This window comes from Halobellus limi (genome assembly GCF_004799685.1).
GTDB classification, from domain to species: domain Archaea; phylum Halobacteriota; class Halobacteria; order Halobacteriales; family Haloferacaceae; genus Haloquadratum; species Haloquadratum limi.
Map to the genome: position 1 here is coordinate 1,369,344 of NZ_CP031311.1, position 21,989 is coordinate 1,391,332.

The following is a 21,989-nucleotide window of genomic DNA, read 5'->3' on the forward strand; positions in this document are numbered from 1 at the left end:
CGCCTCGGTCGGCGTATGTGCGGCCGCTACACGCTCTTCACCCCCGCCGACGAACTGGCGTCCCGGTTCGACGCCGACTTCGCCGAACCGCCCGAACCGCGGTACAACTGCGCGCCGGGGCAGTCGCTCCCGGTGATCACGAACGACGACCCCGACGCGTTTCGCCGGCTGAAGTGGGGCCTGATTCCCTCCTGGGCCGACGACGAGTCGGCGGGCAACGACCGCATCAACGCCCGCGCGGAGACGCTCGACGAGAAGCCGAGCTTTCGCGAGGCGTACGAGCGACGGCGGTGTCTGGTCCCCGCCGACGGGTTCTACGAGTGGGTCCGAGACGGAGAGACGAAACGGCCCTACCGGGTCGCGTTCGAGGACGACCGCCCCTTCGCGATGGCCGGGCTCTGGGAGCGCTGGGAGCCGACGCACACCCAGACCGGACTCGGGGATTTCGGCGTCGGTGCCGGCAGCGAGGGCGCTTCCGGCAACGGTGACGGAACCGGGAGCGACTCCGGCGACGACTCGGCCGCCGTCGAGTCGTTCGCCATCGTCACCACCGAGCCGAACGACGTCGTCTCGGACCTGCACCACCGGATGGCGGTCGTCCTCGACCCCGACGAGGAGTCGACGTGGCTCCACGGAGACGGCGGGGACGTCGCGGACCTGCTCGACCCGCACGCCGGCGACGACTGGCGCGCCTACCCGGTCTCGACGCGCGTGAACAGCCCCGCGAACGACGCCGCGGACCTGATCGAGCCGGTCGAGGCCGAGGGCTGATACTGATTACGCTCGCTTCGTACCGCCGGGCGCCCACCCGTCGACGACGCTCGGCGGGAAGAGACGAGAACAACCGTCGTGAGGCGGGCGTCGGCACGTATCGGTCCCGCCGACCCGTATCGATCCCGCCGGGCGGTCTCAGTAGACGAGTTCGCCGGAGACGAACTTCCGCGTACGCTCGTCGTCGGGATCGTCGAATACCTTCTCAGCGGGTCCGATCTCGGTGAAGCCGTCGCCGAGCAGCACGCCCACCCGGTCCGCGATGCGCTCGGCCTGGTGCATGTCGTGGGTCGCGACCACGACGCCGATGCCGCGGTCGCGCGCTTCGAGGACCGCCTCCTCGATCACGCTCGTGTTCCGCGGGTCCAGGTCCGACGTCGGTTCGTCGAGCAGGAGGTAGGCGGGGTCGTACGCCAGCGCCCGCGCGAAGGAGACGCGCTGGGCTTCCCCGCCGGAGAGCGACCGCGCGGACTGCTCGGTCTTCTCGGTCAGTCCCACGACGTCGAGCGACCGTTTCACCGCCTCCGGCGTCCCGTTCGGCGCGACGACCGAACCCAGCGCGTCGCGGACCCGATCGCTCCACGGTTGTCGCACCCGAAGCCCGTACTCGACGTTCCGAGCCACCGTGGCGTCGAACAGGCTCGCGTCCTGAAAGACCATCCCGATGCGGCGTCGGAGCGCGAGGCGTTCCTCCTCGTCGACGTCCCACACCGGCGTGCCGTCGAGTTCGACGGTGCCCTCCGTCGGCCGCGTGAAGAGCGCGAGAATCCGGAGGAGCGTCGTCTTTCCGACGCCGGAGGGACCGATGATGGCGAGGACCTCGCCCTGCTCGACCGGCAGCGAGAGGTCATCGACGATCGTCTCCTCGCCGTAGGCGTGCGTGACGTTCGAGAGCCGGATCATCGGCTCATCGACCCCTCGTCACCGAACCGGACGACGATCGCGTTCACGGTCAGCACGAGTGCCAGAAGCACCGCACCGAGCACCAACGCCGTGTCGTACTGTCCCTGTCTCGCCTCCAGTTGGATCGCGGTCGTCAGCGTCCGGGTCTGTGAGATCCCGCTGGCACTCGTGATGTTGCCGCCGACGATGAGGACGGACCCGACCTCGCTGATCGCACGGCCGAAGCCCGCGAGGATGGCCGTCGCGATGCCGTATCGGGCCTCCTTGATCACGACCAGCGCCACGTCGAGGCGCGTCCCGCCGAGCGCGCGCGCGGCGTCGCGGACGTTGTCGCTCACGCTCGTGATCGACGCGAGGCTGATCGCGGTGATCGGGGGCGTCGCGAGCACGAACTGGGACATAATCATCGCCTCCTTGGTGAAGATGAGCTCCAGCGGTCCGAGCGGCCCCTGATTGGAGACGATGAAGAGCACCAACAGGCCGACGACGACGCTCGGAAAGCCCATCCCGGTGTTGATGATCGACTTCACGATCTGCTTGCCCGGGAAGTCGGTAAAGCCCATCACGAGTGCGACGGGGATGCTGAACAGCGTGCTCAGAATTACCGCGATTCCGCTCACGTACAGCGAGACGTAGATGATACTCCGGACGTACCCCTCTCGGAAGGAGAGGTCGACGAGCGCCGGCAGCAGGTGGACGACCGGTTCGGACGGCACGGTTACTCGCTGGAGTCGCTACTCCACCCTTCGGGGACGTACTGCTGGAAGTTCGGGTCCTCGGAGACGGCCTCGGGGAAGAACAGCTGCTCCCCGTTCATCTGGTAGCTCGAGATGGCGTCCTGGGCGCCCGGGCTGGTGATCCACCCGATGTACGCCATCGCGAGGTCGTAGTTGGCGTTGTCGTGGACGCCGGGGTTGACGGCCATAATTCCGTAGGGGTTCGCGAGGATCTCCGGGCCGTCCTCGATGGGCCCCTGCACCAGGATGACGAGGTCGATCTCCGATCGCTGTGAGATGAAGGTCCCGCGGTCGGCGAGTGTGTAGGCGCCCTGCTGGTTGGCGATGTTCAGCGCCTCGCCCATCCCGGTGCCGGTCTCCTGGTACCAGTCGCCGCCGGGCTCCGTTCCGGCGGCCTCCCAGAGGTTGAGCTCCTTGGTGTGGGTGCCGGAGTTGTCGCCGCGGGAGACGAACGCCGCCTCGGATTCGGCGATGGCGGTGAGCGCCTCCGTGGCCGAGCCCATCCCCCCGATTCCCGCCGGGTCGCTCTCCGGACCGACGATGACGAAGTCGTTGAACATCAGGTCGCGGCGGTTGATGCCGTAGCCGTTGCGCATGAACTCGTCTTCGAGGCCGCGAGCGTGCACCATCACCACGTCGGAGTCGCCGTTGCGCGCCGACTCCAGGGCCGCGCCCGTCCCCTGGGCGACCGCGTCGACGGTCACGCCGTACATCTCCTCGAAGTCCGGGTGGATCTCGTCGAGCAGCCCCGTGTCGTAGGTGCTCGTCGTCGTGGTCAGCGTGAGCGTCTCGCCGGAGACGCCGGCCTGTTCCTCCTGGCTTTGTCCGCTGCCAATGATCCCCGAACAGCCGGCGAGCGCCGTGATGCCCGCTGTGAGACCGGCGCCGAGGAACGCTCGACGCGACGTCTTCCCGCCGAATCCAGCCGTGCTCCGTTCGGTAGACTGCGATCGTTGTTTCGTCATCGATATAACCACCGTTCAGTCAGCGCAGACATAACGCTTTTGCTCTCCGTACGCCAGTTTCCGGCTATGGAGACGAGTTCCTCCTTCGACGCGTACATCAGCAGCGACGGCGTGACGCTCGACGCTCGCGACGTCGCGCTCCTCCGCGCGATCGATCGGGAGGGCTCTCTCAACACCGCGGCGGAGTCGCTGGGGCGGTCGTACGCCCACGCCCAGCGGCGCGTCGTCGAACTGGAGGCGGCGTTCGGCTCGCTCGTCGAACGGACGCGCGGCGGGTCCGGCGGCGGCGGGAGCACGCTGACGGAGACTGCGCGGGACCTGCTGGCCGCGTTCGAACGGACGAGAGCGTCCTTCGAGGGGGTCGCCGAGATCGCGGAGACGGTCATCGTCGGGACGGTGACCGAACGCGACGGGGAACTCGTGACCGTGGAGACGTCGGCCGGAAACGTCCGAGCGCTGGTACCCGAAGGCGACGACGAGGTGCAACTGTCGCTGCGGGCGGACGCCGTGACGCTCACCGACCCCGACGACACGCCGGTGCCCGAACACACGAGCGCCCGCAACCGGTTCTCCGGGACCGTCGTCGGCGTCGAGTCGGGAGACCGTATCGCCCGCGTCGCCGTCGACATCGGCCTCGATCAGCCGGTCCTGGCGCTGGTGACCGAGGACAGCCGGAAGAAACTCGCACTCGACGCCGGAAACGAGGTCGTCGTCTCGTTCAAGGCGACGGCGACCCGTGGCGTCCCGCTGTAACTGTATTCGGTTTCGCAGTTTGTGAAACAGAAAGTCCGGCATTTGCGGCCTCCCGGATCCTCTCCACATTTCCCAGACGTTATGTAACCGGCAGTACTCCGGGTAATCAATGACCACCCTCGCCGGTCACGCGCGACACTGGGACATCGAACTGTCCCGAAGTGAGTTCACCGGCGCGTTAGGGGATTCGGTTACTGTCCTGCCCATCGTCGTGGCCGTCGCCGCGCTCACGGAGCTGTCGCTCGGGCGGCTGCTCTTGGGGTTCGCGGCGTTCCAGGTGATCTGGGGGGTCCACTACGGACTGCCGATCTCGGTGGAGCCGATGAAGGCGCTCGCCGCGCTGGTCATCGCCGGCTCGCTGACGACCGGCGAACTCGTCGTCGCGGGACTCCTCGCCGGCGTCGTGCTGTTGCTCGTCGGTACCACCGGCGCACTGGCCCGGATCGAACGCCACGTCGGGCAGCCGGTGATCCGCGGCGTCCAGCTCGCGGTCGGGCTCGTGCTGCTGGAGACGGGGATCCAGTTGAGTCTCGACGGCGTCGGCTACGCGCTTCTCGCGCTCGCCGCGGTCGCCGTCAGCGTCGCCGTCGGTCGTCCCCGTACGAGCACGCTCCTCGTCATCGGTCTCGGCGTCGCCGTCGGAGTCACACAGACGGGGCTCCCCGACCCGCGACTCCCCGCGATCGGCGTGACGCTTCCGACGGTGGCGGACGCGTCGTCGGCGTCTCTCGGGGCGACGGTCGGACAGTTAGCGATGACCGTCGGCAACGCGGCGGTCGCGACCTCGCTGCTCCTCTCGGACTACTTCGACGCCGACGTCTCCGCGGACGAACTCGCCACCAGTATGGGCGCGATGAACCTCCTCGCCGTCCCGCTGGGGGCGATGCCGATGTGCCACGGGAGCGGCGGCGTCGCCGGCAAGTACGCCTTCGGTGCGCGAACGGCGGGCGCGAACCTGATTCTCGGTATCCTCTACGCGCTGGCGGCGGTCCTGGCGGTCGGCGTCGTGGCCGCGTTCCCGCTCGCGATGCTCGGCGTCGTACTCGCTGTCATCGCCGTCGAACTCGGACGTGCCGGTCTCGACACCGACGACCTCCCGCTGACTGTCGGTATCGGGGTTCTCGGCGTCCTGACGAACGTCGGCGTCGCGTTCGTCGTCGGCGTCGCCGTCCAGCGCGTCCGCCTGTGGCTCGGATCGGAACCCGATCGGACGGCCCGATAGGACGTTTCTACGAACTGAACGGAATCGATATACGCGCTCACCGGCTATCCGTTCAGCAGTGTCAAAGGCGATTTCAGCTCTCGACTCGCCCCGCGGTCCTCGTGACGCGATTACGCACGCCGAGACGGTACTCTCGGGGGACCGATGAGCGGCGGCCCCGGTTCGAGGCGCGCGGTGAACCTCACGGACGGCGCGCTGCTGAAACCGCTCCTCGTCCTCTCGGTGCCGATCGTCCTCACGAACATGTTGCAGGTGGCGTACAACCTGGCGGACACGTTCTGGGTCGGCCGACTCGGACAGGAGGCCGTCAGCGCCATCTCCTTCTCGTGGGCGATCGTCTTTCTCGTCATCACGCTGGCGGCCGGGTTCACGGTCGCCGGCACGGTGCTCGTCGCCCAGAACAAGGGCGCCGGGAACCACGACCGGATCAACGCCGTCGCCGGCCAAACCATCGCGTTCGTGATCGGCCTCTCCGTCGTCTTCTCGATCCTCGGCTACGCGCTGGCTCCGGGGCTCCTCCGACTGATCGGCGCGACTCCGGGCACGGTCGTCTTCGAACTCTCGGTGACCTACACCCGGACGATGTTCCTCGGGATCCCGTTCGTCTTCGGATTCTTCATCTTTCAGTCGTTGCTCCAAGGCTGGGGCGACACGAGGACGCCGCTGTATCTAATGCTCCTCGGAGTCGTGTTGAACGTCGTCATCGACCCGTTCCTCATCCTGGGGTTTCAGGACAACCTCCTGTTCGACGTCGCGGGCCTCTCGGCGCTTCAGGCCGATCTCTACGCGTCGACGGGGTTCGACGGATTCGGCGTACAGGGCGCGGCGATCGCGACCATCGCTTCTCGGGGGGTCGGTGCGGTAATCGCGTTCGGCCTCCTCCTCTCCGGTCGGGTCGGCATCCACCTCGCGCCGCGGGACTTCCTGCCGACGCGGGAGACGGTCGAGAAGATATTCCGCATCGGCGCGCCGGCCAGCGTCGAGATGAGCACCCAGTCGCTGGGCGTGACGGTCATCACGGCCCTGGTCGCGCTCGCGGGCGCGGAGTCGGTGGCCGCGTACGGAATCGGAACGCGCGTCACCTCGCTGGTCGTCCTTCCGGCACTCGGGCTCGCCCGCGGGACCGAGACGGTCGTCGGGCAGAACCTCGGCGCCAAACAGCCCGAGCGGGCGAAACGTGCCGTCCTGGCGAGCGCGGGAATCGTCGCCGCCGTCCTCGTCGGCGTCTCTGCCGTCATCTATCTCAACGCGACCGCCATCGTCGGCGTTTTCATCACCGGGACGGACGCGGCCGCCGTCGTCGCGATCGGGGCGGAGTACCTCCGAATCGTCGGTGCGACCTACGTCTTCCTCGGCGTGTTCTACGTCATCCAGGGAGCGTATCGCGGGAGCGGAAGCACCAGACTGGCGATGCTCTTCGGAATCTTGGGGCTCATTCTGCTCCGCATCCCGCCCGCGTACGCACTCCTGACGTGGTTCGACCTGGGTGCGACGGGGATCTGGTACGGGATCGCCGCGGCGAACGTGCTGATCGTGGTGCTCTCGGGAGCGTACTTCCTGCGCGGAACGTGGACGGACGGGGTCGTCGACCGGGACCGTCCGGGGCCCGAGACGATCACCGGAGACGACTGATTCGATATAGCGATATAAGATACATACGTTCGTTCGGAGACACCGTTTTCACGAGACGAACGGGACAGTGACAGCCAGTTGAGTCGATCGGCGCGGTACCGGCGTTCGGACCGATGGTCGATACTCGAGGGACCGGTCGGCCTGGTACGCGGTGGTCACCGAACCAGTTCTCGGGTGGAGGCCGGCTCGGTTCTCGACTCGGGAGGTTCGAGTCCATTACTCGGCCATACCACCCATATATAACCAGTAGTACCGGAGTAGCAGCAATATTTATTGTTCTTCATACTGCATTGACACGACGGGATGGGAGATAGTCGGGACGAATCGGTCCCCTTCGATCGGAGTTCGGGAATCGAGAAGCCTCAGCAGCTGCGCAACGATCAGGTCTACCGGGGACTCGGCTCAACGCGTCGTCGTCGACTCCTGCACGTACTGCGGGAACGACAGGAGTGTACTGTTGACGAGCTGGCCGGCGCTCTCGCTCAGTGGGACGACGCGGGGGGAGAGCGCTCGACAGATGAACAGAAACGGGTGCAGATCAAATTGGTACACACCGACCTCCCGCTACTCGCGGAGGCCGGCATCGTCGGATACGATCGCGAGAGCGAGATCGTTCGATCAGAGCCGCTTCATCCGCTCCTCGATGCGGTGATCTCTCGTAGCGTCGACCCCGACACGGCCCCGTAAGGTGCTCGAGCGGATACGACTGTCCTGAATCACCGGTCTCTGCCGAACGGGGGCGCGTACCGAGCCGCGATGGTTTCGTCCGTCGAACGTGTTCACACGGTACTCCCGAGTGAAGCGGTAGGTGTCCCTACGGGCGTCGGAATCTCTTTGGGAGCGATCGATCGTTCGCCGCTTCCGGCTCTCGCCGCGTCTCTCCGTCTCAGACGGATCTCATCGGGATGTCGACCAGCTACGTGATCACACAGACGTGAGGCCGAAAGCACGCCATCTAACGGGACAGTCGACTTTTGGCCGTCCAACTCACCCCGTCGGATCCTGCGTTCGATGGATGACGGCTGTGCGATTTCGACGACGCAGCCGAATCCGTTCGAGGAAGTATCGATCTTTGTTGGTTCCAACATCGACCGCGTATCCACAGAGGTGGTTGCGGATCGTCGCTGGTACGTTCCGGGAAGTCGGGATTGGGCGCACGTGGTGGAATATGTTTATCTGTGTATATACAACCTAGCGGAGAAATTTTGATATCATCTACACAAATAAATTAACAATACGGTCGAAGAAGCGGGGGTAGAGACACACCTAATCTCTCTTATTCTGATTTCTGCAGTACAATGAAGTGGGTGGGGCCGACACGGTCGAGTATGGCCGCCGACGAAGACACCGAGCGGAAGACGGTGATGACGTACGTCCCGGCGTACCAGAAAGAGCGCTGGAGCGAGCACGCCGAAGAACTGGGGATGAGCCAGAGCGAGTTCGTCCGGACGATGGTCCAAGCCGGTCGACGCGACTTCGAGGTTCCATCCGCCCCCGGACGCGACGCCACGCAGACGTCCGAGGAACCGGATGATGGAGCCTCGTACCCCAGGGGTCAGCCGGCGGAAAGTGGGTTCCAGAATCGCGTCCTCGACGTGCTCTCGGAGTCGGAGTATCAGTCGTGGGACGACCTGCTCGCAGCACTGACCGACGACATCGAGAGTCGCCTCGACGAGACGCTTCAGGAGCTCCAGGCCTCGAACGCGGTCCGATACAGCGGGCGCCACGGGGGGTACGCGCTGACGCCCGCGGAGGAGCAATGAGCGTCGATACCGCAGGCGACGAGGAACTCGATGATCCCGTCGGGTACTTCCTCCAGGATATGACCTACCACGGGAAGTCCGAGCGGACCCGCGAGGCATACGAACGGGTGCTTCGACGCTTCGAGGCGTTCCTCGCCGATCCGTCGCGGAACCCCCGGAGAATCGGGATCGAACCGGAAGACGCCACCCACCGGGACTGTATGGCCTGGATTCACTCGCTTCGACACGGGGACCTGGCGGACAGCACCGTCGCGACGTACGCGTCGTATCTCCATCGGTTCTACGCGTACCTGTCTCAAGTCGGTGCGTTCGACTCCAATCCGATGGCACTCGTGATGGAGGAGATGGACGAGCGGATCGACACGAACCCGTCCCGCCGAGACGTGTCAGTTCCGGCGATGAGAGAGTTCCTCGCCGGGATCGCCCATCCGCTGGATCACGCGGTCGTCGTGACGTTTCTGAAGACCGGGATCCGCGTCGGAGAACTGTGTAACCTCGACCTTCGCGATGTCGTCCTCGAAGCGGCGACGAGTGAGGCACGCGATGCAGCGCTCGCCGCTGTATCGAACCGTGAGACCGCTCCGCGGCCCCAACTCGACAACCGCGGTCCGTCACTGTACGTCTCGGCGGAACCAGCCGCCGGCGAGGTACTCGCGGGAGAGGAGCGCACGGCGTCGAACAAACGGAAGCGGTCGACGGTCGTTCCCGTCGACGAAGAGCTCGAGACGGCGTTACGCCGCTGGCTCGCGATCCGTCCGGAGACACGCTCGCCCGCGGAGCCGCTGTTTTGCAGCACGTCGGGGAGTTGGGGCTATCGGCTCACCCCCGATATGGTCCATCACCTCGTCGAACGCCACGCGAGCGACTCCGGATGGTACCGATCCGGCGGCGGCGCAGAAGAGAACGTCACCCCGCATTACTTTCGGCACTTCTTCACGACGCACCTCAGAGATCGGACCGGCGATCGCGGAATCGTCAAGTACCTCCGCGGCGACGTCGGCGGCGACATCATCGACACCTACACCCACAATTGGGGCGACAGGGTCCGTCAGACCTACGAATCTCACATTTACTCCCTGTACTGAGCCGTCCGACGCCGAACAAGTAAATGCTATTTCGCTATATCAATATACCCTAGGCGATCCTGCTCACGACTCCCGGACCACGGTCGATCTCGGACCCGTCCCGTTTAAGTCCCGGGAGGTACTCGGCCGGGTATGCACGTCGCGCTGGGCGGGACGTTCGACCCGGTACACGACGGCCACCTCGCGCTCTTCGAGCGGGCCTTCGAGTTGGGGGACGTCACCGTCGGACTGACCAGCGACGAACTCGCGCCGAAGACCCGTCACGTGGACCGGTACGTCAGATCGTTCGAGGACCGAAAACAGGATCTCGTCGACGAACTCGAACCGCTCGCGGAAAAGTACGACCGGGAGTTCACGGTACGCCGGCTGGACGAACCGACCGGCATCGCCACCGAGCCCCAGTTCGACGTACTCATCGTCTCGCCGGAGACCCGCGACGGGGGCGAACGGATCAACGAGATCCGCCGAGAGCGTGGGTACGAGCCGCTCGACATCGAAGTCGTCGACCACGTGACGGCGGCCGACGGAGATCGGATCTCGTCGACGCGAATCGTTCGCGGTGAGATCGACCGACACGGGAACCTCACGCCGGATCGCGAGGGGCGCGGCCCCACGCGTCCGACCGAATAGCGTCTCGATCGGAGGTCCGGGTGCCCTTTTGAAGCAGTATCCGTGGGTATCGACGACTATGCCGTTACCACGAGGGCGGGCGAAAGCCCGCGGATTCGAGTATCGGTTTCCAGTGTTGCTGGACGCTGAGCCGACTCACACCCATCGCGTCGGCGACCCGGGACTGTGGCCGTTCTTCGCCGGCGATGAGGGCGCCGGCGTAGAGGCTCGCCGCCGCCACGGCACGCTTCGATCGGTCCTCGTCGGGGACCTCCGAGAGGAACATATCGCTCGCGTAAGAGCGGGCCTCTGCGCCGAGGGACAACCGGTCTGCGGCGCGCTCGATCCGGGTCAGCCACTCCTCGTTGTCGACTCGGTCCCGAGCGCTGTACATACTGCAGGGTCGACCGCGGTGCACAAGAATCCTCCGTGCGGAGCGACAGGTTGATTTAGGAGTTGGCAGTAGGATGGCGTGCGCGCGGGTAGCCAAGCGGTCAAAGGCGCAGCGCTTAGGACGCTGTCCCATAGGGGTCCGCAGGTTCGAATCCTGTCCCGCGCATCCGACCTCGACACGGTCTGTCGGTTTTGCTTCGGTAGGACCAGAAAATGGGGAGTCAGCCTACAAGACCTACCGATCACACTGGAACGCTGCGACACAGACATCAACGCCGATCTCACCCCCGCACGGAAGGTGGTCGTCGTCCCAAAAACGCTGGACGGCTACCTCTCCGAGCGACAACTCGTCGACTACGTCGACCAGCGGATGAAATTCCTGTCGTGGCTGTTAAATGTTGAGCCGTGAGGAGGGTTTAGACCTGCGTCAGTCGCGGGGATGAAACCGCTTGACAGCCTCTTCGACGGCTGCGGCGTCGCCGAGGAACGTGAGGTGGTCCCCGTACTCAAGGACCTCGTCGGGGTCAGGAACGTGTGCGTCCTCGTTCTGCCCGATCTCGGCGATGAGGCAGCCGCCGGGGATCCGATCGTTGAGGTCCCGGATCGACTCTCCGACCAACTCCTCGGCGGTCATCTCGATCTCCTGGATGTCGTGGCCGTCGCTGGCGTCGTACATCCAGTTGGCCAGTTCCGGCCGCTCGATCTCGTTGTCGATCGCGAAGGCAGTCGACATCGGGCCGTCGACGGCGGTGACCGAGAGCGCCTCGAAGGCGGCCATATTCTGCGGATCGTTCACACGCGCGTACACGTCTTCGACGCCGAATTTCGTGCGCGCGGTCTGACAGACGAGGAGGTTGATGTTGTCGTCTTCCGTCGCCGCGACGACGATCTTCGCCTCGTCGATGCCTGCTGCGCGGAGGGTGTCGCTCTCGGTCCCGTCGCCCTCGTAGACCGTGACGCCCGCTTCTCTCGCTGCGCGCTTCGGTTTCTCGTCCTCCTCGATCAGGACGACGAACTCTCCCCGCTGTTCCAGTCTGGTGGCGAGCGCCAGGCCGACCCGGCCCCCGCCGACGATTATCGTGCGCATTGGTGTCACTCCTAGAGCGTCGCCGATCTGCCGTGCCAGTCCCGCTTCGACCGCATCAGTAGTCGCGATGACGACGAAGACGGTCCCGAGGAGGACCTGGCTCGCCGCCTGATTGCCCGCCGTCGCCAGTTCGATCGCGAAGAGCGTCGCCACGCTCGCGGGGATGATCCCTCGGGGCCCTATCGCCGCCAGAAACAGCCGTTCGGAGGCGTTGAACTGCCTGACTCCGAACGTCGCGATCCCGGCCACCAGCGGCCGGAGGACGAACATCACCACGGCGACCAGGAGAATCCCGCCGACGCCGAGCCGAAGGATCGCGCCGACGTCGATCAGCGCCGCGAGAGAGACGAAGACGAACGCCAGTACGATCAGCGTCGCGTCGCGGGCGAACTCCTCGATCGTCTCGCGGTGAGGCAACTCTAAGTTCCCGAGCGCGATGCCGGCGGTCGCCGCGGCGGCGATTCCCGCCTCGGCGGCGACGGCTTCGGCGAGGGCGAACGATCCGATCGCCGCGCTGAAAACCAGAAACCGAGCGGTCTGGGGGCCGCCCTCGGGGGTGAGTTCGTGCTTGAGGAGGAAGTAGATGAGCCCGGTCGCGAGGAGCCCCGCCGCGACTCCGACGCCCGCCCGTTCCAGAAACGCGAGGACGGTCCCCGAGATGCCGATGTCGTCCAGCAGCATCGTCTCGAAGATCACGACCGCGGCGATCGCCGCGGTCACGTCGTTGATGATCCCCTCGGTCTCCAGGGCCGCGGCGACGTGTTCTCTGACGCGGACGACCTCTAAGATCGGCGTGATGACCGTCGGCCCGGTCGCGACCAGGAGCGCGCCGACGACGAGCGAGATCTCCCAGGTGGCGCCCTCGAGGACGCGGACCGCACCGGCCGTTCCCAGGAACGTCACGAGCGCGCCGACCGTGACCAGTCGCAGCGACGTCGTCGACGCCTCTCGGATCCGGTCGAACCGCAGCGCGAACGCGCCGTCGAATACGATGATCGCGACGCTGAGTCCGACGATGGTCTCCAATCCGGCACCGAAGGTGTCGATCGTGACGAGCCCGAGCGCCTCCGGGCCCAGGAGGATACCCAGACCGAGATAGAAGACGACGCTCGGAATCTCGACCCGCCGCGCGAGTAACTGGACGCCGATTCCGGAGACGAGAATCAGCGCGACGACGGGGAGGAGGCTACTGGACACTGTTCGACGTGATTGTGGCGTTCGAGGGCAGCGTATTCATTCTATCGCCCGGTTTCGCGCCGACCGCCGCCGGGGTACGCGAACGTTTATTCGCTTGCTGACACAACTGTGGGATATGTCTGCCACGCCGATTCGCGGGGGCGTCTGAGGGTGCCGGGACTCCTCTTCTGGACGCTCGTCGTACTGGCGACGCTCACGAGCCTCGTCACAGCGTGGGCGCTCGGCGCCAACAGCAACTCGCCGCCCTTCGCCCCCGCGATCGGTGCGAACGCCATCTCGACGATGCGGGCGGCGTTCCTCATCGGCATCCTCGCCGCGCTCGGTGCGCTGACTCAGGGCGGGGCCATCTCCGAGACGGTCGGGGCGGGCCTCATCGAGGGGGTCCAGATCACGTCGCTCGCGGCCACGGCCGGGCTCCTGACCGCTGCCGGATTCATGGCGTTCGGCGTCTACAGCGGCTACCCCGTCCCCGCGGCGTTCGCGACCACCGGGGCGATGGTGGGGGTGGGCCTCTCGCTCGGCGGCGATCCCGCGACCGACACCTACCGGCGGATCGTGACCTTCTGGGCGCTCGTGCCGCCTGTCTCGGGTGGCCTCGCGTACCTCACGGCGACGATCCTCCGCCGCGACGACATCCCCGAGACCGTCGGCGTTCCCCTCCTGGCGGCCGTCGTCGGCGGGATCATCGCCAACGTCCAACTGGCGATCGTCCCCTCACCGCCCGAGGCGGCACAGAGTTCGATCGCCGGTTTTCTCGCGAGACAGCTCCCGACGCCGGCCGTCGCAGGAGTCGATCCCGCAGTCGTCCTGGTGACGCTGATCGCCGCCGCAGTGAGTTTCCGGTTCATCCGCCGGCGGACGCAGGAGTCGGTCGACAGGGGGATCCGGACGTTCCTGGTCCTGCTCGGGAGCGTCGTCGCCTTCTCCAGCGGCGGCAGTCAGGTCGGGTTGGCCACCGGCCCCCTCGAAAACCTCTACGGGGCCGAACTCGGGCTCCCCGGGGTTCTCCTGCTCGCGCTCGGGGCGGTCGGCATCCTCGGCGGGGCGTGGATGGGTGCGCCCAGACTGCTCCAGGCGACCTCGCGCGAGTACGCGCAGTTGGGAGTTAGACGCTCGATCGCCGCGCTGGTCCCCGGGTTCATCATCGCCCAGGTGGCCATCGCGCTGGGCATCCCGATCTCGTTCAACAACATCATCATCTCGGGGGTCATCGGCGGCGGCCTGGCCGGCGGTTCCGCGGGCGTCTCCCGCCGGAAGATCGGCGTGACGATCGCCTTCTGGCTCATCACGCTCGTCGCCTCGACGACGATCGGCTTCGGTCTCTACAGGGCGCTGGCCGCGGTACTCGGCGGATAGCCGTCCTCAGCGGACGACGGTCACCGTCACGGGCGCATCGCTGACGACGCTCGTCGCCACCGTCCCGAGCAAGCGGCCGGCGACACCGCTTCGCTCGCCTCCGTGACCGCCCATCACGACGTGATCGACGTCGTGTTCGTCGACGTACGCGAGTATCGTCTCGGCGGGATCGCCGGTCTCGACGACCGTCTCGACGGTTCGATCGACCGTCTGGGCCTGTTCGCTCGCCAGGTCGACGACGCGTTCGGCCCGCTCGCGAGCGCTCCCGAGTCGATCTTCGTCGGGTTCGAGGATCCCCCCTTCGCTCATCCCGGCGTCGGCGGGCGTCACCACGTTCAGGACGGTCACCGGACAGTCGAACACGTCGAGGGCGTGCACGAGTGCGTCGTCAGCGAGCGGCGATCCGTCGAGCGGGACGAGCACGTGTGAGGGGTGCATAGGTGCGCTACGAAAGGAGGACACATATCCTCGGGGGGTCGCTCGGTACTCGGAATCGGCCGCGCCGCTAGCTCCCGTTGCCACTCTCGGAGCTGTCGACGCCCATCGCCTGAAAGAGCTTCTTTCGGACGGCCTCCTCGGTGAGTTGTAAGAGCGTGTCGCGGTTGTCGTCGCTCGTCTCGATCCCGGTGAAGATGCCGAGCGGGATCTCGACGTCGCCCTGCGTGGAGTGGCCGCCGGTCTCGCCGATTCCGGAGAAGGCGTCCTGGAGGATCTTCCCGATGTTCATCCGGATGTCCTTCGAGCGCGCCGAGAGGAAGATCCGGTCGTCGGCGATCCCGAAGACGGCCGTCGTCGTGATGCCCTCCAGTTTCAGGAGGTGCTGGGCGGCCTGCCCCAGCGCGTCGCGGTCGCGGATGAAGCCCGCGTTCGAGACGAGGTGGCTGCCCTGGACCTCCCGGTTCTGGATCGCCTCCGCGAGCACGTCCAGCGTCTCCGGCGACATCGACGGCGACTCGACCTGTTCGAGGGTGTCGTGGTCGGCGAAGGGGTAGAGGTACGCCGCCGCGGTGAGGTCCGCGGGCGTCGTCTCCCGCTTGAAGTCCAGCGTCTCAGAGCGGATTCCGTAGAGCAGCGCCGTGGCGACCGCCTCGCTCGGCGAGAGGTCGAACTCCTGGAGGTACTTCGTGAGGATCGTCGACGTCGAGGAGACGTTCGGGCGGACGTCGGTGAACGCCGCCTCGATCCCCTCTTCGGGCTCGTAGTGGTCGATGAAGATGTCGACCTCGACGTCGATGTCGGGGTCTCCGGACTTCATGTGGTCGACCAGCGCGACCGCCCCGTACTCCGAGAGGGGCTTCCCCTCCGAGAGCGGGACGAGTTCGATCCCCAGGAGGTTGACGAACGCGCGGTTCTCCTGGTGGCCGATCTCGCCGTCGTAGTTGATCACGGCGTCGACGCCGTGCTCTCGGGCGATGGCCTGCAGCGCGACTGCCGAGGCGATCGAGTCCGGATCGGGGTTGTCGTGGGTGAGCACCGCCAGTCCCTCCGAGGCCCCTTCGAGCACCTCCGCGAGCTGTCTCGCCTTGTACTCCAGTTCGCCGGACTCAAGCGAGCGCAGCGCGGAGTCCGCGATGACCTCCGAGGGGTTGATGACGACGTCCGCGCCCAGGTCGGCGAGTTCGTCTTCGGAGACGGGATCGGACGCGCGGACCACGATGAACTGGTCGCCGCCGCTCTCGCGGATCGCCGAGACGGCCGCCTTGTTGGCCTCGACGTCCGAGGCGAGGATCAAGACGACGTCCCGGTCGGCGACGGCGTCGGCGACGTCGGTGTCGGCGATGTCGGTCTGCTGGGCGTTCAGATCCTGATCGCGGAGGGATTCGACGCGACTCTCGTCTTTGTCGAGGATGAGGACGTCTTTCCCCTCCTCGACGAGGTCTTCGGCCACCGCGTAGCCGACGCTCCCGCATCCGAGGATGGCGTAGGTGGACATCGAAGAGATTGTGACCCCAGCGCTCATTTTAGCGTACATCGCGTCGGACGACACTTAACAGCACTCGTTTGGGCGAAGGGACCGACGTCCACCGCGGGAGTCCCCCGCGTCCGTCGGGTCGAGTTCGTTCGTGGGAGTCGATGACGCGTCTCCGAGCGAAAGGAAACATCTTTAATCGCGCCACCGAAACGATCGGATGCAGTGGGCCGGTAGCTCAGTCCGGCAGAGCGTCTGACTCTTAATCAGACGGTCGCGCGTTCAAATCGCGTCCGGCCCGTCCGATCTGTAAACGTTTGCTTACCTCAGGTTAATCGAGGTGAGCGCGCGTGAGCGTCGACGATGCTCTTTCCGTCGACGCCGACCTAGATCTCGACGAGAACCGTCTCCGAGCCATCGTCGTCGAACGGCGCGAGCTCGAGGTCGACGACCTCTTCCAGAACGGAGAGCTCCGTCTCTGGGAAGACTCCGAAGGGTGGGACGGCTACGTTCGCGAAGAGGACGAGAACGGCGACGTCGCCTACTACAAGGTCAACACGCGGCACGACGGGGACTCCTGGATCAAGCATATGCGCGTCGGTGAGCAGGCGGTACACGACGCGGTTCGGCAGCATATCCGTGATCCGCTCGCGGGAGAAGCCGGCGTCTTCCGGCGGAGGTGCTCTCCACCATGACGGACGTCGACGAGCGCCTGAACGACCTCGAGGGCCAGGTCCGCGCGCTTCATAACGCCCGGAAGTATCTCCTCGAGAAAGTCGAAGAGCTCGAAGAGGAGAACGAGCAGCTCCGCCAGGACCTTGAGGAAGTGAAGCGGACCGCAGACACCGCCTACGGTGTCGCCGGTGAGACGTCCGACGGAGCTCGAGCGGACGGCGGCCCGTCGGATCAGAAGCGCGCCGAGTGGCTCTCACGAAACGAGGTCGTCCGTCGAGCGATCACCGGCAACCAGGACGGCGGCGCGGTCACCGCGACCGAGGTCAAGTCGATGGCGCGGCCGGAGACGGAGCTCTACAACAAGCAGGTCTCGCGCGCCTGGGCTAGTCTCGCTCAGAGGTGGACCGCCCTCGAGTACGAGCGCCGCGACGACAAGCTGAATCGGCTGAAGGTCCGCGCCGACGATCTCTCCGACGACCTGGTCCGGGTCGTCGAGCGCGACCTCGATCGAGACGACCTCGTCGAGAAGCTCGAGGAGAAACGTCACCGGAAAGCGAAGCTATGACGATGTCGTCACCGACCACACCGAGAAGCGGCCCACGAACGGAGCTCGCGAAGCCGCCACCACTAGCCTACTCCTAATCTTAGTGAGAGGTGTAGTGTGTAAATAGAGGTTCGTTACTGTGAGGTATATCGGCTGTAGCGTCGCGAAGCGTCACGATTAGAGGCTTTCCGGATCCGTCATCGGAGGTTCACCCGGTGACGACGATGTCACCGAAGAAGTGTCTAGAGCCAGTCGACTTTTCCGCGCTCGCGCCGCTGCGCGGCGGGCGACGCTTCGCCGCGGTAGTGGTTCAGGAAGGTCTCGAGGTCGTTCCAGCCGCCCCAGAGCAGCGCGACCTGTTCGTCGACGTCATCGTTCGCGAGCGCGCCGGCCCAGGTTCGACGGAGGTCGTGGAAACTCAGGTAGGTCCAGCGCTCATCGTCGGTCTCTTCGGCGAGAAGGTCGGCCGTATTGGTGACCCATCGACGAAGTGTTCTCGTCGAGCGGTCGATGATCGGCTCGTCGACGTCGGCGTCGCGAACGTCACCGACGGTGCGGATCGACTCGGCGAGCGTCGCCGGCATCGGAGTCTCCCGCGGCTTGTTTCCTTTCCCGTCGACGACTCGGAGCATCGTTCCGACGTCGGAGTCGACGACATGGGCGGGCGCGACGTCGAGGACCTCGTGCGACCGGAGCCCGCAGCGCGCCCCCAGAGCGAAGGCGATCCGGCGCTGCCGATCGGCGACGCGCTCGAGGAGCTGGTCGACTTCCTGGTCGGAGAGCCATACCCGCCGGCCGTCCTCTTCGTCGAATGGTTCAGTGAGCATTTGTCCGGGAAGCGCGCTTGTCGGTCACTTCCCCCGGGGTAGGCGTGGCGATCACGGTGGTCCAGGGGGTCGGTTTGGTGGGAAATCGTCCGATTCCCCTCCGATTGTCGGTCATATGCTCATCACCTCGGACCACGGCACCTTCTTTTGTCGGGCCTCCCGCTCGCGATGCTTCGCTACCGACCACGGCTCGCCGTCCTCGAGGGCGATCTCCCGAACGATCCGCGTCACCGTCGACGGCTTTCGGCGCTGGATCCCGACGACCTCGTCGTCGGTCGAGAAGAGGACGAACGCATACCACGCGGTCCCACTCGCTTCGGCGCTGGTCAGAGACGTGTGTTGATCCTCCCAGAGTCGGAAGCGGCCTTCGGATCCGTCGTCGAGCTCCGTGTGCGTCGACTTGACCTCGATCTTCGTTCCGTTCGGAGTGACGACGTCGTACCAGTAGGATTCACCAGGGACGTGCTCGCCGTTAACCTCGGCGGCGATGATCTTCCCGGCGGCCTCACCCTGGCGTTCGTTCGCGCGTCGGCGGGTACTCATGCGTATTCCTCCGAGGTCGTTCCGCGGTCGATCACCTGGGGCGGATCAGTCGGCTTGATGACGACATAGCGCCAGTCCTCGGTCGGGAGATCGACTTCGTTCAGCCCGTAGTACCGGAGATATCCCCGATGCCACGTCTTCACCTCTCCGCACCACACGAAGTACTTGCAGTTCTTGATCGGCGGGTAGTACAGTTCGGTCGGATCCTGGGTCATAACGACACCTTTCACGTTCTCGTCGCGGTCCTCGTGGAGGATCTTCGCGAGCGGGTTTCCGGTCTTCACCGCCGACGTATCCTCGTCGTCCGGGAGAACGGTATGGCCCTCGTCGACGATGATCTGAGTGCACACCTCGGCGTCGGTCGCATCGGCGATCGCGAGCGCGAGCTGACGTGAATCGGCGACGCCCTTCGTCGGATCCGAACACCGATAGTCGATCCGGAGCCGGCGGAGTTCTCTTTGCGTGGTGCAGGACGTAACGAGGTCCTTCGCTTCCGAGAACGACCGGGCGACGCGCGCACCGTCGACGTCTCGGCTCGTGAGCCCGTCCTCGTCATTGTGGTTCACCCAGATACTCACTCCGTTGTGCTTCGCGTACATCTCCCGGGCGTAGGTCGTCTTTCCGCCACCCGAGGAGCCGCCGATCATCACGTGTTTCGCCTTCATACCGCCGCTGCACCTCCCGGCGTCGCCACGTCTTCCAGGTCCTCGTCCGGCTCGTCGTCGGACTGATCGCTCTCGTCGACATCGGCGTTACTGAGCATCTGGGATATCCCGCGGCCCATCTTCCCGAGTGGTCCGAGGGTATCGCCGAGTTCGACGTCGACCACGTCGAGAATCCAATCGAGCAGCCCATCGCCGACGTGCTCCATTCCATCCTCGAGTCCGGACTCCCGGAGCGTCTCCGCACGCGGCCCGTGTTCGTCGGCCGTGAGCAGCTTCTTCAGGATATCCGTGATATCGATGGTTCGCTCATCGCCGGTGTCTGCGGCCGTTTCGGCGGCTTCCTCGGCTACGCTCTCCGCTGCTTCTTCAGCTGTGCTCGTCGGCTCGCCGAGATCCCCGAACGCCGACTCGTCGAAATCGACCTCAGCCATCGGGACTATACACCTCCTGGCAGTCGGCACACACCCGATCGTGCTCTGTCAGCGCTCGCGTCGCTTCGGGACCGTGCTCGCCCGCGCGGAGGACCTCCGTCGCGTCGTAGTAGTCCTCGCTCCCGCAGTCCGGGCACGTCTCCGCTTCGGGCGGCCCGCGCCCCATCGTGGGATTCTCCGATCCCGGATCGTTCTGATCCCGGATATCCTGGGATCCCTGTTCAGATCCCGGATCCGATCCGGGATCGTCGTCGACGTCCTGCTCGAGGTCGTCGGCACCGTCCTGGGAATCCGTCTCGGATTCGGGCGTCCCGGATCCGAGTCCGTCCCCGGCGGCGCTGTGGACTTCGAGCATCTGGGTTGCTTTCTGGAAGCCGATCCCGGAATGGTCCTCATCGGTTTTCGAGGACATATGCGAGATCGTCGCCGTGTTGGCTTCCTCCTTCGATTCTCTCTGGAACGATGCCCCGCAAGCGGGGCAGGCTGTCGTTGCTGTCATATCGTCACTCCGAGTGAAAATGCCGCCGACACGGCCCAGACCACCAACACGAACAGTCTCGTCGACGTCCGCTGTGCTCTCGCTCCCAAGATCATCGCGACGATGCTCGCATCGGCCAGGCCGAAAATCGGCATATCTGGGATAATTCCCTGTCGGTCTTAAACCCGTACGCGGGATATTCGTCGGATAGTTTGATAAATAACTGATTTCTATGGATATCCCGCTCAGACGCCTTTTTCAATCCCGATACAAGGCCGACTCGCCGTGAAAGTCAATGTTCCATTCGCTGACGAAGAAGTCAGCACCGACAACCCAACGAACGCAGTCGTAACGGTCGGCCTCATCATCATCGGATTCGTCATTTTCCATCTGGCGAGTTCCATCGGTGAGAATCTCGCAGGTCGAGTGAACAGCGCCATCGGCGAGTTCATCGGAACGAACCCGGCAACGGGCGACTCCGGGACGGGTGGTGTCTGAGATGTCCCAGACGCTCTTCCCCGCCGACGACCTCGCCCGATCGGGCTCTCCACGAGCGATCAAGAGCTCGCATCTCGACGGCGACGAGGCGCTTCGCGCCGGCCAGCACATCGTCGTCTGGGAGCGGCAGGTTCCCGCCGACAAGACCAACTGGTTCGGTCACGGTGGCGAGGACTCCCCGCTCGATCTCAAGCGAATGTACGCCGACCTCGAGGCGTCCGGCGCGGGCTCGGGCACCGACGGCGATCCGATCGAGGGAGACGTGATGGTCCGCATCACCGACTCCTCGGGCGACGAGGTGAAAGCCCAGAAGGAACTCGGGGACCTCGGGACGCTCCGCGACGCCGCAAGCGACGAGCGGACCGAGCGCCCGGCGATGCCCGCGATGGGCCCGTACGCCTATCCGCACCGAAAGCTCCAGCTCGTCGTCGTCGCGGACTCCGCATCGGACGGCAACCAGATCGACACGGCCGACAGCTCGTGTCGGTTCTGGTACAGCGAGCCCTAGGAGGGACCTCAAATGTCACTTCTTTCGCAGCTGACGACCGACGAGCGGCAGGTGACTCCACACCTCCAGGACGAGGTCCCGCCGGATACGACCGACTTCGAGGTCGCCTGGGAGGTCCCCCGCGACGGGACCGTCGAGGGCGTCCGTGTGTGGGCTGTCCCCGGTTCGGAGGACGCGCTCGAAATTCGGCCGGTGGTTCGGCGAGATCAGGGGCCCGATCGAGCTGAGGATCTCCCGCTGCCGACCTACGGCGACGGCGAGCAGTTCATCACGGGAGAACCTGACGGTGACCCGTATCACACGAGCCAGCCAGTCGAGCAGGGGGATCATATCGTTGTGAAAACGACGAATACCAGCGCCGATTACGCCTACCGGTTCCGTGTTCTCCCGTACGTCGACTATGCGGGTGGGCTCAGTCGGTACCTCGGGGGGTGATGT

At 65.5% G+C, this 21,989-nt stretch carries 27 protein-coding genes and 2 tRNA genes; 16 read left to right on the forward strand and 13 right to left on the reverse strand.

Translation table 11 applies throughout. The features are described 5' to 3' along the window. Positions 1-15 precede the first annotated feature (15 nt). Positions 16-771 carry an SOS response-associated peptidase gene (locus tag DV707_RS06910; protein WP_103989984.1) on the forward strand — a complete coding sequence of 252 codons (756 nt, stop codon included), beginning with the start codon at positions 16-18 and terminating at the stop codon, positions 769-771. A 138-nt stretch (positions 772-909) separates the two neighbouring features. Here DV707_RS06910 and DV707_RS06915 read toward each other — a convergent pair whose 3' ends face one another. The 3 genes from DV707_RS06915 to DV707_RS06925 are packed head-to-tail and all read right to left on the reverse strand — an operon-like array spanning position 910 to position 3,376. Continuing rightward, positions 910-1,674, reverse strand: coding sequence for an amino acid ABC transporter ATP-binding protein (locus tag DV707_RS06915; protein WP_103989983.1), 765 nt, complete (start codon positions 1,672-1,674; stop codon positions 910-912). Next, positions 1,671-2,390, reverse strand: a complete 720-nt coding sequence (locus DV707_RS06920) for an ABC transporter permease (protein WP_103989982.1) — start codon at positions 2,388-2,390, stop codon at positions 1,671-1,673. The genes DV707_RS06915 and DV707_RS06920 overlap by 4 nt, the downstream gene beginning before the upstream one ends. A 2-nt stretch (positions 2,391-2,392) precedes the next feature. Further along, complete coding sequence (locus DV707_RS06925) at positions 2,393-3,376, reverse strand: substrate-binding domain-containing protein (protein WP_235010700.1); 984 nt, start codon at positions 3,374-3,376, stop codon at positions 2,393-2,395. A gap of 66 nt (positions 3,377-3,442) precedes the next feature. On the opposite strand from DV707_RS06925, the gene DV707_RS06930 reads away from it, so the two are divergent. From DV707_RS06930 to DV707_RS06960, 7 genes are all read left to right on the forward strand, one after another. Beyond that, complete coding sequence (locus DV707_RS06930) at positions 3,443-4,129, forward strand: TOBE domain-containing protein (RefSeq protein WP_103989981.1); 687 nt, start codon at positions 3,443-3,445, stop codon at positions 4,127-4,129. A 109-nt stretch (positions 4,130-4,238) separates the two neighbouring features. Next, positions 4,239-5,351, forward strand: coding sequence for a putative sulfate/molybdate transporter (locus tag DV707_RS06935; RefSeq protein ID WP_103989980.1), 1,113 nt, complete (start codon positions 4,239-4,241; stop codon positions 5,349-5,351). A 144-nt stretch (positions 5,352-5,495) separates the two neighbouring features. Beyond that, a complete protein-coding gene (locus DV707_RS06940; RefSeq protein ID WP_103989979.1) occupies positions 5,496-6,983 on the forward strand; it encodes an MATE family efflux transporter in 1,488 nt (495 codons plus the stop codon). Positions 6,984-7,286: 303 nt separating this feature from the next. Then, a complete protein-coding gene (locus DV707_RS06945; RefSeq protein ID WP_103989978.1) occupies positions 7,287-7,670 on the forward strand; it encodes a DUF7344 domain-containing protein in 384 nt (127 codons plus the stop codon). Positions 7,671-8,311: 641 nt separating this feature from the next. After that, positions 8,312-8,746, forward strand: a complete 435-nt coding sequence (locus tag DV707_RS06950; protein WP_103989977.1) for a DUF5805 domain-containing protein — start codon at positions 8,312-8,314, stop codon at positions 8,744-8,746. Beyond that, complete coding sequence (locus tag DV707_RS06955) at positions 8,743-9,831, forward strand: tyrosine-type recombinase/integrase (protein WP_103989976.1); 1,089 nt, start codon at positions 8,743-8,745, stop codon at positions 9,829-9,831. The genes DV707_RS06950 and DV707_RS06955 overlap by 4 nt, the downstream gene beginning before the upstream one ends. A gap of 132 nt (positions 9,832-9,963) precedes the next feature. Beyond that, positions 9,964-10,461 carry a phosphopantetheine adenylyltransferase gene (locus DV707_RS06960; RefSeq protein ID WP_103989975.1) on the forward strand — a complete coding sequence of 166 codons (498 nt, stop codon included), beginning with the start codon at positions 9,964-9,966 and terminating at the stop codon, positions 10,459-10,461. A gap of 64 nt (positions 10,462-10,525) precedes the next feature. On the opposite strand, the gene DV707_RS06965 is transcribed toward DV707_RS06960, so the two are convergent. Beyond that, positions 10,526-10,834 (reverse strand): transcription initiation factor IIB family protein, encoded by a 309-nt coding sequence (locus tag DV707_RS06965; protein WP_103989974.1) that lies wholly within the window; start codon positions 10,832-10,834, stop codon positions 10,526-10,528. A gap of 82 nt (positions 10,835-10,916) precedes the next feature. Here DV707_RS06965 and DV707_RS06970 point away from each other — a divergent pair. Continuing rightward, positions 10,917-10,999, forward strand: a tRNA-Leu gene (locus tag DV707_RS06970). A 261-nt stretch (positions 11,000-11,260) separates the two neighbouring features. On the opposite strand, the gene DV707_RS06980 is transcribed toward DV707_RS06970, so the two are convergent. Further along, positions 11,261-13,117 carry a cation:proton antiporter domain-containing protein gene (locus DV707_RS06980; RefSeq protein ID WP_103989973.1) on the reverse strand — a complete coding sequence of 619 codons (1,857 nt, stop codon included), beginning with the start codon at positions 13,115-13,117 and terminating at the stop codon, positions 11,261-11,263. Between the two features lie 150 nt (positions 13,118-13,267). Here DV707_RS06980 and DV707_RS06985 point away from each other — a divergent pair, with 150 nt between their 5' ends. Then, complete coding sequence (locus DV707_RS06985; RefSeq protein WP_103989972.1) at positions 13,268-14,473, forward strand: inorganic phosphate transporter; 1,206 nt, start codon at positions 13,268-13,270, stop codon at positions 14,471-14,473. Positions 14,474-14,479: 6 nt separating this feature from the next. Here the strand turns inward: DV707_RS06985 and DV707_RS06990 are convergent, their stop codons facing one another. Together DV707_RS06990 and DV707_RS06995 are read right to left on the reverse strand one after the other, a co-directional pair. Next, entirely contained in the window at positions 14,480-14,911 is a 432-nt protein-coding gene (locus DV707_RS06990; protein WP_103989971.1) for a universal stress protein, read from the reverse strand. Positions 14,912-14,978: 67 nt separating this feature from the next. Beyond that, complete coding sequence (locus tag DV707_RS06995) at positions 14,979-16,433, reverse strand: DHH family phosphoesterase (protein WP_103989970.1); 1,455 nt, start codon at positions 16,431-16,433, stop codon at positions 14,979-14,981. Positions 16,434-16,609: 176 nt separating this feature from the next. Between DV707_RS06995 and DV707_RS07000 the strand changes: the two genes are divergently transcribed. From DV707_RS07000 to DV707_RS07010, 3 genes are all read left to right on the forward strand, one after another. Next, positions 16,610-16,683: transfer RNA gene (locus DV707_RS07000), tRNA-Lys, on the forward strand. Between the two features lie 49 nt (positions 16,684-16,732). Next, the gene (locus DV707_RS07005; RefSeq protein ID WP_103989969.1) at positions 16,733-17,077 is read left to right on the forward strand and encodes a hypothetical protein; all 345 of its coding nucleotides are present in this window, start codon (positions 16,733-16,735) and stop codon (positions 17,075-17,077) included. Beyond that, positions 17,074-17,622 carry a hypothetical protein gene (locus DV707_RS07010; RefSeq protein ID WP_103989968.1) on the forward strand — a complete coding sequence of 183 codons (549 nt, stop codon included), beginning with the start codon at positions 17,074-17,076 and terminating at the stop codon, positions 17,620-17,622. Before DV707_RS07005 ends, DV707_RS07010 begins: the two co-directional genes overlap by 4 nt. Before the next feature lie 221 nt (positions 17,623-17,843). Here DV707_RS07010 and DV707_RS07015 read toward each other — a convergent pair whose 3' ends face one another. The 6 genes from DV707_RS07015 to DV707_RS18425 form a co-directional block, all read right to left on the reverse strand. Beyond that, positions 17,844-18,428: a tyrosine-type recombinase/integrase gene (locus tag DV707_RS07015; RefSeq protein WP_103989967.1), complete on the reverse strand. Its 585-nt coding sequence runs from the start codon at positions 18,426-18,428 to the stop codon at positions 17,844-17,846. A gap of 111 nt (positions 18,429-18,539) precedes the next feature. Further along, positions 18,540-18,971 carry a hypothetical protein gene (locus tag DV707_RS07020; RefSeq protein WP_103989966.1) on the reverse strand — a complete coding sequence of 144 codons (432 nt, stop codon included), beginning with the start codon at positions 18,969-18,971 and terminating at the stop codon, positions 18,540-18,542. Continuing rightward, on the reverse strand, positions 18,968-19,636 hold the full coding sequence (locus DV707_RS07025) for a hypothetical protein (protein WP_103989965.1): 669 nt from the start codon (positions 19,634-19,636) through the stop codon (positions 18,968-18,970). Before DV707_RS07025 ends, DV707_RS07020 begins: the two co-directional genes overlap by 4 nt. Continuing rightward, the gene (locus DV707_RS07030; protein ID WP_136361807.1) at positions 19,633-20,097 is read right to left on the reverse strand and encodes a hypothetical protein; all 465 of its coding nucleotides are present in this window, start codon (positions 20,095-20,097) and stop codon (positions 19,633-19,635) included. The genes DV707_RS07025 and DV707_RS07030 overlap by 4 nt, the downstream gene beginning before the upstream one ends. Continuing rightward, positions 20,060-20,566, reverse strand: coding sequence for a hypothetical protein (locus tag DV707_RS07035; RefSeq protein ID WP_136361808.1), 507 nt, complete (start codon positions 20,564-20,566; stop codon positions 20,060-20,062). The genes DV707_RS07030 and DV707_RS07035 overlap by 38 nt, the downstream gene beginning before the upstream one ends. Further along, positions 20,563-20,700 carry a hypothetical protein gene (locus tag DV707_RS18425; protein WP_160113901.1) on the reverse strand — a complete coding sequence of 46 codons (138 nt, stop codon included), beginning with the start codon at positions 20,698-20,700 and terminating at the stop codon, positions 20,563-20,565. Before DV707_RS18425 ends, DV707_RS07035 begins: the two co-directional genes overlap by 4 nt. 130 nt (positions 20,701-20,830) lie before the next feature. On the opposite strand from DV707_RS18425, the gene DV707_RS07040 reads away from it, so the two are divergent. From DV707_RS07040 to DV707_RS07050, 3 genes are read left to right on the forward strand one after another with little or no spacing between them, the layout of a single operon-like run. Continuing rightward, entirely contained in the window at positions 20,831-21,043 is a 213-nt protein-coding gene (locus DV707_RS07040) for a hypothetical protein (protein WP_136361809.1), read from the forward strand. 1 nt (position 21,044) lies between these two features. After that, complete coding sequence (locus DV707_RS07045) at positions 21,045-21,551, forward strand: hypothetical protein (protein ID WP_136361810.1); 507 nt, start codon at positions 21,045-21,047, stop codon at positions 21,549-21,551. Positions 21,552-21,563: 12 nt separating this feature from the next. After that, a complete protein-coding gene (locus DV707_RS07050) occupies positions 21,564-21,986 on the forward strand; it encodes a hypothetical protein (protein ID WP_136361811.1) in 423 nt (140 codons plus the stop codon). Positions 21,987-21,989 lie beyond the last annotated feature (3 nt).